Source organism: Shewanella sp. VK101, assembly GCF_056497865.1.
In genome coordinates, this window is record NZ_CM151402.1 from 1,125,228 (window position 1) to 1,135,000 (window position 9,773).

A 9,773-nucleotide genomic window follows, 5' to 3' on the forward strand; every position below is an offset into this window, starting at 1 on the left:
GTCTGGATGCAGCTCTATTACTCTACAGCTTCGCCTTATGCCCGCGTGGTCAGGGTCATTGCCCGCGAGCTGGGTTTGGCGCTGGATGAAAAGCTGGTCAATCCCTTCGATAACAGTGACGAGTTACTGTCAGTTAACCCCTTGGGGAAAATTCCCTGTCTGCTTTTGGACGATGGCGCCGCAATGTTCGACAGCGAAGTCATTGTCCGCTTTCTGGACGACAAATTCGGCCAGGATCGTTTCTTTGGGCCATCCAGAAACTGGGCCTATGAGTGTCAGTTCTCACTGCTCAAAGGCGCGCTGGATAGCGCCGTTGGCTTAAGGCAGGAACAGATGCGTGAAGAGGAGGGGGTTCGTTCTCCTTTCTGGAGCGGCCGTTTCGAGCAGGCCCTGCTCAGAGCCTTGATGGAGGTGGAGCGTCAGGGAATCATCGCAAGCGGTCCACTCGATGCCAGGCAGGTGCTGCTATTGGTGCTACTCGAATACCTTGATTTTCGTCATCCGGATCTCGATTGGCGTAAAGTAGTGCCAGCCTTGGCACACTGGCAGGAATCGGCGTCACTCAGGCAGAGTTTCCGAGATACTCGTCCTGGATGATTTCTCGGTAATTTGCGGTTTGGCCAAGTCGGAGTAACGCCTACCTTTGGGGTTGTCCCTGCGGTTGGTTTCACCGAAGGCACCGTAGAGATCATGGCTCATGCCATAATCCAGCCGTCGGTCGCTGAAGGGAACCCTTCTATCTTCATGATGTTGATACTTGCAGTCGCATTGGCTGCAATCGCACTCAGGCAAGGGAAGCCTGGGCGCCTCCTTCGACAAAAAACGCTTGCCTTCAAGCGCTCTTATCGCCTGGCAGGCAGTTGGTGTCAACATTATGGAGACACAGTGATACTGCTTTTCCTGCGGCGTAACAGGCTTGGCCAGCCGTCGCTTTCCTGGCCTTAATCTGTGGCGGAACAGAAACAAGATCAGCAGCAAAGACACCACAGCCAGCAAGATTTCCAACATATCCAAGGCGTTTTCCCCCTCGCCATGCATGGGTTTTAAGGTTCAGTTTAGTTTAGTTTGCGACAATTCGGCCGATTCCAATCGCTTTGCTCCCAGCCGCTGCCATTCTGTCTATTTCATTTGTATTCCCCTTGCCAGAATTTTTGCACTAGGCTGAAAACAAAGTGGATTAGAAATAGTTCTCATTAAATTACTCATCCCAACATGGAGTGCCGAAGAATATGAGCTACAAAACAGGTCTGATACTTTGCAGTGCGTTGGCCGCATCCAGCCTGACGCTGCCGGTGGCCGCCGCCGGAGAGGTGACGGTTTATTCCTATCGTCAGGAGTTTTTGGTCAAGCCCATTCTGGATGACTTCAGTCAGGCTACCGGGGTGAAGGTTAATTTTGTGTTTGCCAAAGATGGCATCGCCGATAGATTGGCCCGTGAAGGACGCTTATCACCGGCGGATCTGGTGCTGACGTCTGACTTTTCCCGGTTGCAGGAATTGGTGGACAAGCAGTTGGTCAAACAGGTGGAAAGCGACACACTCAAGCAGAATATTCCGGCCCAATACCGGGATCCAGAAGGAAACTGGTACGCCCTAACCATGAGAGTGCGTAATCTCTATTCCAGCAAGGAGCGCCTCGGGCCGCTGGCGATCAACTATGAAGACCTGGCCGATGCCCGCTACAAGGGCAAGGTTTGTATGCGTAGTGGCAAGCATCCCTACAATATAGCGCTGGTGGCCTCAATGATAGCCCACCACGGTGAAGCCGATGCCAAGAGTTGGCTTCAGGGACTGAAGAGTAACTTGGCCCGTAAGCCTCAGGGTAACGACAGGGCGCAGGTGCAGGCGGTGAAAGAAGGCTTGTGTGATATCGCCATCGGTAACAGCTATTACTATGGCAAGATGCTGCAAGACCCCAAACAGCGGCCATGGGCCGAAGCGGCAGTGATCAACTTCCCGAACCAGGAAAATCGCGGTGCCCATATCAATGTCTCGGGTATGGCGCTGGCCAAGCATGCACCTAACTCGGCCGATGCCCTCAAGTTGATGGAGTATCTGTCTTCGGATGCCGCCCAACAGAGTTATGCCGAGGTCAATATGGAATATCCGGTCAAGGTCGATGTGCCTGTCTCAGAACTGGTGGCATCCTGGGGTGACTTCAAAGCCGATGACTTGCCTGTCTACAAATTGGCAGAGCACCATCAGGCGGCGCTGAGACTGCTCGATGAGGTTAAGTTTGATCTCTGAGCTTGAAGGCGTTTTTGCAAAGGTTGTAGGGGAATAGCGGTGATCCTGACCTTCTCCAAGGGCTGGTCGTGGGCGGGGTTTACCGTCTGCGGCCTTATGGTGGCGCCTTTGCTGGCGCTGGTCATGCAGGCGTTCGAACCGGGTGAAACCCGCTTTGGGCAGATGTTTGCCACTGTGTTGCCGTCATACATAGCCAATACCTTCTGGCTGATGTTGGGGGTGAGTGTCGGCAGTCTGCTTTTGGCGGTGCCTGTTGCCTGGCTGGTGGCGCGCTGTGAGTTTCGGGGCCGGCGCCTGTTCCAGTGGGCTCTGTTGTTGCCGCTGGCCATGCCGGCCTATATTGTCGCTTATGTGTATACCGATTTACTGGATTATGCCGGGCCTGTGCAGCGGTTTTTACGCGCAAGTTTTGGTTGGCAATCGGTAACCGACTACTGGTTTCCCGATATTCGAACTCTGGGCGGCGCCACAGTGATGTTGTCGCTGGTGCTCTTCCCCTACGTTTACCTCTTGGGGCGCACCGCTTTTCTGGAGCAATCCTTAAGTTTGCAGCATGCAGCCAAGGTGATGGGCTGCTCGCCATGGCAGAGTTTCTGGCGTTTGTCGCTGCCAATGGCGCGCCCGGCGCTGGCGGCCGGTGTCGCCCTGGTGGCCATGGAAACCATGGCTGACTTGGCGACGGTCAATTATTTTGCGGTATCCACTCTGACCACGGCTGTTTACGACACCTGGCGAGCCTATGGTGACTTGGCGGCCGCGGCTAAAATTTCGCTATTGATGTTGCTTGGTGTCTTTACTCTGTTTGCGCTGGAGCGTATGGCGAGGCGCAAACAGCAATTGTTTCAAAAGCAGCTGTTGCTGGAGGCGCCAGAGCCTTACCGGCTCAAAGGTTGGCGTGAGTGGTTGGCGCTCGGCTACTGCTCGCTGTTGCTGCTGTTGGCCTTTGTTTTGCCATTTGTCATTCTCGGCAGTTACGCCTTGGATTACTGGCAACAGAGCTGGAACAGTGACTTTTGGCAGTACAGCCTCAACAGCCTAACAGTCGCCGCCATCAGCAGTGTATTGTGTTTGCTCTTGGCTATCCTCTTGATGTTCATTCGCCGCCTGAGTCCGCGAAAGTGGGACATACTGCCATCCCGTCTGGTCAGTACCGGCTACGCTCTGCCGGGCACTGTGCTGGCGATTGCCGTGCTTATTCCGCTGACCTGGCTCGATTTCAGAATCGATGATCTCTATGCCCTGTTCGAGCGCCAAGGCCCGGGGCTCTTGTTCACCGGCAGTATCGCCGCCCTGGTGCTGGCGTTTTGTATTCGCTTTGCCGCCATCGCCATCGGTAGCATAGAGAGCAGTTACAAACGGCTGTCGCCTTCTCTCGACATGGCGGCCATCAGCCTGGGCAAGACACCGGGTAAAGTACTGGCATTAATCCATCTGCCATTGCTGCGCAGCGGTATTTTTGCGGCTCTGCTACTGGTATTTATCGAGGCGATGAAAGAGTTGCCGGCTGCCTTGCTGCTAAGCCCTGTCGGGTTTCACAACCTGGCTACCCAAGTGTTCCAATACGTCTCCGATGAGCAGTTGGAGCAGGGGGCGCTGGCGGCTATTGTCATTGTGTTGGTGGGGCTGGTGCCCTTGATTTATCTCAACCGTTCGCTGGAGCAAAACAACTGATGTCGACCCTGAGTGTCAAGCAACTCCACAGCCATTATGGCGCCCAACAGGTGCTCAAAGGGCTGAGCATTACCTTGCAAGCCGGTGAAATTGCCGCCCTGCTCGGACCCAGTGGTTGTGGCAAAACGACCTTGCTCAGAGCCATTGCCGGACTGCAGCCGGTCTCCGCCGGTGAAATTCATATCAGCGGCAGTGCAGTAACCACGGATAAGCTGCAGGTTCCGGGAGAGGAGCGTGGCGTGGGGATGATCTTTCAGGACTATGCCCTGTTTCCCCACTTGACGGTCGCGCAGAATATCCTCTTTGGTGTCAAGGGATTGAATAAGGCGCAGCGTCTGAGCAGACTTGAGGAGATGTTGGATCTGGTCAAGCTCCCGGGGCTTGCTGAACGTTATCCCCACGAGTTGTCCGGTGGTCAACAGCAAAGGGTGTCGATTGCCAGGGCGCTTGCCTATGAGCCTGAACTGCTGTTGTTGGATGAACCCTTCTCCAACATAGATGCCCAGGTACGTGGCGAGCTGATGTTGGAGATTCGCGCGATCCTCAAGAGCCGTAACGTCAGCGCCGTATTTGTGACCCACAGTAAGGATGAAGCCTTTGTTTTTGCCGATACCCTGGCGCTGTTTGAAGATGGAAAAATAGTGCAGCAAGGCAGTGCTGAAACTCTCTATGCCAACCCGGTCAATCGCTATGTGGCGGACTTTCTCGGCAGCGGTAATTATCTTAAGGCCCTGGTCAGCTGCGAACACTGTGTCGATACTCAAATCGGTCGACTTAAAAGCTCTTTGCCCCATGGTTTGCCACTGAACTGGCAGGGCGAGTTGTTGCTGCGGCCACAGCAGTTGGAGTTACGACCCGACGAACAGGGCCTGGCCGTGGTTACCGAGCGGCGTTTTCTGGGCAATGTTTGCCATTATGATGTGCAGCAAGAGGGCGTCATACTCGAGGTTCGTAGTCATCAGGTACAGTTTTCTCCAGGGCAGAGAGTCAGGCTGTCGGCACTGGAACATCCGTTGGTGTTGTTCGGTAATGGCTGTTAACAACAATTGTTTCATAAGTTTGCTGTGGGTGATAATTTGTTTGTCTCTGTGTTATACCAAGCAATCGGTTTGATTGAACTCATCATAGGTATTCACTGAACCCCGGACTCGCCCATGCGCCGCTCCGGGATGAGAGCGGAGGCGAGATGCATAACTACAGCAATAATAAAATGCAGGACGCACAAGGGATACGGAATATCAGCAACAACTCATGTCGTCAGCTGTTACTCGGCGTCATCGGGAGTTTGGCTGTTTTCTGCAGCACGGGAAGCATGGCGATGGACAGAATCACGGGCGCGGCCTTTGCGAGCCGCTCTGAAGTCTATGCGGTCAATGGCATGGCGGCAACCAGCCAACCACTGGCGACTCAGGTGGCGGTCGATATTCTTAAGCAAGGAGGCAGTGCCGTAGATGCCGCTATTGCTGCCAATGCCATGCTGGGGTTGGTTGAGCCTACGGGTTCAGGCATAGGCGGCGATCTTTTTGCCATTGTCTGGAGCGCCAAAGAGCAGCGGCTCTATGGGCTCAATGCGTCTGGCCGCAGTCCGGCTTCTTTGACGCTGGAGATGCTCAAGGCCAAAGGGCTTGAGCATCTGCCGCCTTATGGGCCTTTGCCCGTATCCGTGCCCGGTGCCGTGGATGGCTGGTATGAACTGCATGACAAGTTCGGCAAATTGCCCATGAAGGATAACCTGGCACCGGCTATTCATTATGCCCGTGAAGGATTTCCGGTTTCCGAGCTCATAGCCTTCTATCTGGCTCGCAGCGGTGACAAGCTGGCCAAATACCCGGGGTTTAAAGAAACCTATATGCCAGGCGGCCGCATGCCGGCCGTCGGTGAATTGTTTCGAAACCCAGCTTTGGCAAACAGCTATGAAAAAATTGCCAAGGGGGGCCGGGATGTCTTTTACAAAGGAGAGATAGCCCGCAGTATTGCCGCTTATATGCAACAACAGGGCGGTTATCTTTCCTATGAAGATCTCGCTTCTCACAAGAGTGAGTGGGTCGAGCCTGTATCGGTTAATTATCGGGGCTATGATATCTGGGAGCTGCCGCCCAACGGCCAGGGAATAGCGGCACTGCAGATCCTTAAAACCCTGGAGCCATTTAATCTCAAGGCCATGGGGCTGGACAGCGCCGAATATGTGCATCATTTCGTGGAAGCAAAAAAGCTGGCGTTTGCCGACCGAGCCAAGTTCTACGCCGACATGGACTTTGCCAAAGTGCCGGTAGCCTCACTTATCTCCAAAGAATACAACTACGCCAGAGCCAAGCTTATCGATGCTGACAAAGCCGCCGCCAGTGTTGAGCCGGGTAATCCCAATCTTTTACACGGTGATACCATCTATCTCACTACCGCTGATAAAGAAGGCAATATGGTGTCTCTCATCCAGAGCAATTATCGTGGCATGGGCTCAGGCATGACGCCTCCGGATTTGGGATTTGTGTTACAGGACAGGGGCCAGCTGTTTGATCTCACTCCCGGGCGTGCTAACTCCTATGCACCGGGTAAGAGACCGTTTCATACCATAATTCCGGCCTTTGTCACCAAAGATGGCAAGCCTTGGCTCAGCTTTGGCGTCATGGGGGGAGCCACCCAACCCCAGATGCACGCTCAGATCATGATTAATCTGATTGATTTTGGCCTCAACCTGCAGGAGGCGGGCGATGCTCCAAGAATACTGCATACAGGTTCTAGCCAACCGACCGGCGAGCAGATGACAGATGGCGGTTATATCAGTCTCGAGTCGGGCTTTTCCATGGAGACCCGCCGTGAGCTGATGAAAAAGGGGCATACTTTGAGTGATTCTCTCGGAGCTTTTGGTGGTTATCAGGCCATAGGCGTCAATGTTGAAAGCGGCGTTTATCGGGGAGCGTCCGAGTCCCGAAAAGACGGGCAGGCATCAGGTTATTGAAAGCAATCGGCAAAAACGTGCGTGAGCTAATTCAAATTAATGCTCAAGTTGCGGATAATAAGGCCGAAGATGAATTAATCTGAAAGGGTAGATTGCAAATGGATACACAGGTTATGCCACGGGAACAACTGGGAATCTGCGCTGAGGGAAATCTGCACAGCGTTTATCTGATGTTCAATGCCAACGAAGGCGGGGAGTCACAACTGCGTCCTTGCCTGGCCAATGTCGCCCAGTATTTGTATGAGCTGGCAGATCAGTATGCCGACAGTGCCTTTAACGCCTTTGTGGCGATTGGTGCCAACTTTTGGGATCACCTCTATCCGGGAAGCAGACCGGCTGAACTCAGGCCATTCCCTGCGATGGAGTCGGGTAACCGGGATGCGCCTGCGATAGAGTTCGATATTTTTATTCACCTGCGTTGTGATCGCCTGGATATTCTTCATCTGGTAGCCAATGAGGTCAACGAAATGCTGGAAGGGTTGGCTGAACTGGAAGAGGAGGAGCGCGGGTTCCGCTTTATGGACAGCCGCGATCTGACCGGTTTTGTCGATGGCACAGAAAACCCCAAGGGCAGAGGCCGTCAAGCTGTGGCCCTGGTAGGTGATGAAGACGATGCATTTCGCGGCGGTAGCTACATTCATGTACAGAAATATGTCCATAATCTGAGTAAGTGGCACAGACTGCCGCAGAAAAAGCAGGAAGACATCATAGGCCGCACCAAGCAGGACAACATAGAGTACGCCTCGGAAGACAAACCGCTGACGGCACATATCAAGCGGGTAAATCTCAAGTATGACAATGGTGAGTCGATGGAGATCCTGCGTCAGAGCATGCCCTATGGTTCTGTAAAACAGCAGGGTTTGATGTTTATTTCCACCTGTAAGACACCTAACCATTTTGAAAAGATGCTTCACAGTATGGTTTTCGGTGACGGAGAAGGACACCATGATCACCTGATGCACTTTACTCAGGCGGTAACTGGTTCCTCTTTCTTTGCCCCATCTCTGGATTTCATGATCCAGTTTGATGATTAATAGCGCGATAAAAACAAAAACGCCCCTCATTGAAGGGCGTTTTTTTATGGCATTTTCAACTCAGTCTGTGTAATTGAACAGCGACTTCACTGTTTCCAGGGTTTCATCTATGGTCTTGATGCTGGAAGGGCAGATGAAAATAGTATCATCACCGGCGATAGTGCCCAGAATACCTTCTGGCTTGCCGATGGAGTCCAACAGCCTGGCAATTAACTGCGCCGCCCCCGGGCTGGTACGCACCACTATCATGGCTTGGTTATGATCCACATCCAATACCAGATTCTTCAGCGGGCTGCCGGCGGTAGGTACCCCTAGTTCAGCCGGTAAGCAGTAGACCATCTCCTGCTTGGCGTTACGAGTGCGCACGGCACCGAACTTGCTCAGCATGCGCGAGACTTTGGACTGGTTGATATTGGCAAAGCCTTCGGCTTGCAGTGCATTGACTATTTCACTCTGGGAGCCGAAGCGCTCCTCTTTAAGCAGAGCCTTGAAGGTTCTGATTAGCTCATCCTGATTTTTGCTTGCTTGCATTATCTTCTTCTGTCGTTATTCAGAAAATCCCGGTCATTCTGCATATCAAACGGATAAGTGTCAACAAATACCCAAGATGTCTGCATAAAAATGCAATGCAGGTCATTTGGTGGGTAAAAGAAGCCTCAGTGGGCAGTAGAAAATGCTGAAGTTAATTCAGCTTTTGATGAAACAGAGTCATATGACTAAGGGATAATTGCTATTTTTGTGACGATCCTTTAATGTTGCGCCATCACAGAATTAGATCTATGTCACACATAATTCCGAGAATTGACGGAGATAACTATGAAAGTTGCTGTACTTGGTGCTGCTGGTGGTATCGGCCAGGCTCTTGCCCTTCTGTTGAAAACCCAATTGCCTGCCGGCTCTCAGCTGTCACTCTATGATATCGCCCCCGTAACGCCTGGGGTTGCCGTGGATCTGAGTCATATCCCGACAGCAGTTGAAGTTAAAGGTTTTGCCGGTGAAGACCCAACGCCTGCACTGGAAGGTGCCGATGTGGTGCTGATTTCTGCCGGTGTTGCCCGTAAGCCGGGCATGGATCGTTCTGATCTGTTCAATATCAATGCCGGTATCGTCCGTAACCTGATTGAAAAAGTGGCCGCGACTTGTCCCAAGGCGCTGATCGGTATCATCACTAACCCAGTGAACACCACTGTGGCCATTGCTGCTGAAGTACTGAAAAAAGCCGGTGTTTACGACAAGAACCGTCTGTTCGGTGTGACGACTCTCGATGTCATCCGCTCTGAAACCTTTATCGCCGAAGCCAAAGGGCTGAACGTTGCCGATGTTAAAGTCAATGTGATTGGCGGCCACAGCGGTGTGACCATTCTGCCTCTGTTGTCTCAGGTTGAAGGTGTCAGCTTCTCTGATGAAGAAGTTGCTGCCCTGACCAAGCGTATTCAAAACGCTGGTACTGAAGTGGTTGAAGCCAAAGCCGGTGGCGGCAGCGCGACTCTGTCCATGGGCCAGGCCGCTTTCCGTTTCGGTCTGTCGCTGATCCGCGGTCTGCAGGGTGAAGCCAATGTGATCGAGTGCGCCTATGTTGATGGTGGTAGCGAGCACGCTGAATTCTTTGCCCAGCCAGTGGTACTCGGCAAGAATGGTATCGAAAAGGTTCTGCCGTATGGAGAGCTGAGTGCGTTTGAAACCAATGCCCGTGACGCCATGCTGGATACCTTGAAGGCGGATATCAAACTGGGTGTAGACTTCGTTAAGTAAGTCAACTTCAGTGAATAAAAAGGAGCGCCGCGGCGCTCCTTTTTGCTACTTGAACTTATTCGACTCTGGCCTTGCTGGCTAGTTTCTTTGGCAAAACAGCCGAATTCTCTCCTG

The 9,773-nt window shown here is 52.8% G+C and carries 10 protein-coding genes (1 of these 10 only partly in view); 7 read left to right on the top strand and 3 right to left on the bottom strand.

The window, feature by feature from the left end; translation table 11 throughout:
* Nucleotides 1-6 precede the first annotated feature (6 nt).
* Complete coding sequence (locus tag ACSHSR_RS05055; RefSeq protein WP_028780128.1) at nt 7-597, top strand: glutathione S-transferase N-terminal domain-containing protein; 591 nt, start codon at nt 7-9, stop codon at nt 595-597.
* Here the strand turns inward: ACSHSR_RS05055 and ACSHSR_RS05060 are convergent.
* Nucleotides 559-1,014, bottom strand: coding sequence for a hypothetical protein (locus ACSHSR_RS05060; RefSeq protein ID WP_181316387.1), 456 nt, complete (start codon nt 1,012-1,014; stop codon nt 559-561). The two genes, ACSHSR_RS05055 and ACSHSR_RS05060, sit on opposite strands and share 39 nt — an antisense overlap.
* A gap of 215 nt (nt 1,015-1,229) precedes the next feature.
* Between ACSHSR_RS05060 and ACSHSR_RS05065 the strand changes: the two genes are divergently transcribed.
* From ACSHSR_RS05065 to ACSHSR_RS05085, 5 genes are all read left to right on the top strand, one after another.
* The gene (locus tag ACSHSR_RS05065; RefSeq protein WP_101096618.1) at nt 1,230-2,246 is read left to right on the top strand and encodes a Fe(3+) ABC transporter substrate-binding protein; all 1,017 of its coding nucleotides are present in this window, start codon (nt 1,230-1,232) and stop codon (nt 2,244-2,246) included.
* A 39-nt stretch (nt 2,247-2,285) separates the two neighbouring features.
* Nucleotides 2,286-3,917, top strand: coding sequence for an ABC transporter permease (locus ACSHSR_RS05070; RefSeq protein ID WP_144167990.1), 1,632 nt, complete (start codon nt 2,286-2,288; stop codon nt 3,915-3,917).
* Nucleotides 3,914-4,957 (top strand): ABC transporter ATP-binding protein, encoded by a 1,044-nt coding sequence (locus ACSHSR_RS05075; protein WP_025886986.1) that lies wholly within the window; start codon nt 3,914-3,916, stop codon nt 4,955-4,957. The genes ACSHSR_RS05070 and ACSHSR_RS05075 overlap by 4 nt, the downstream gene beginning before the upstream one ends.
* 272 nt (nt 4,958-5,229) lie before the next feature.
* Entirely contained in the window at nt 5,230-6,873 is a 1,644-nt protein-coding gene (gene ggt, locus ACSHSR_RS05080) for a gamma-glutamyltransferase (protein ID WP_226685229.1), read from the top strand.
* A 98-nt stretch (nt 6,874-6,971) separates the two neighbouring features.
* Nucleotides 6,972-7,907 (top strand): Dyp-type peroxidase, encoded by a 936-nt coding sequence (locus ACSHSR_RS05085; protein WP_025886988.1) that lies wholly within the window; start codon nt 6,972-6,974, stop codon nt 7,905-7,907.
* Between the two features lie 60 nt (nt 7,908-7,967).
* On the opposite strand, the gene argR is transcribed toward ACSHSR_RS05085, so the two are convergent.
* Complete coding sequence (gene argR, locus ACSHSR_RS05090; RefSeq protein WP_025012091.1) at nt 7,968-8,438, bottom strand: transcriptional regulator ArgR; 471 nt, start codon at nt 8,436-8,438, stop codon at nt 7,968-7,970.
* A gap of 285 nt (nt 8,439-8,723) precedes the next feature.
* Here argR and mdh point away from each other — a divergent pair, with 285 nt between their 5' ends.
* A complete protein-coding gene (mdh, locus tag ACSHSR_RS05095) occupies nt 8,724-9,659 on the top strand; it encodes a malate dehydrogenase (protein WP_025012092.1) in 936 nt (311 codons plus the stop codon).
* A 78-nt stretch (nt 9,660-9,737) separates the two neighbouring features.
* Here mdh and ACSHSR_RS05100 read toward each other — a convergent pair whose 3' ends face one another.
* Nucleotides 9,738-9,773, bottom strand: the 3' portion of a protein-coding gene (locus tag ACSHSR_RS05100) for a DUF4124 domain-containing protein (protein WP_432513833.1). It continues 408 nt past the right edge of the window; 36 of the gene's 444 nt are visible here — the last part of the coding sequence; its start codon lies beyond the right edge, outside the window; its stop codon occupies nt 9,738-9,740.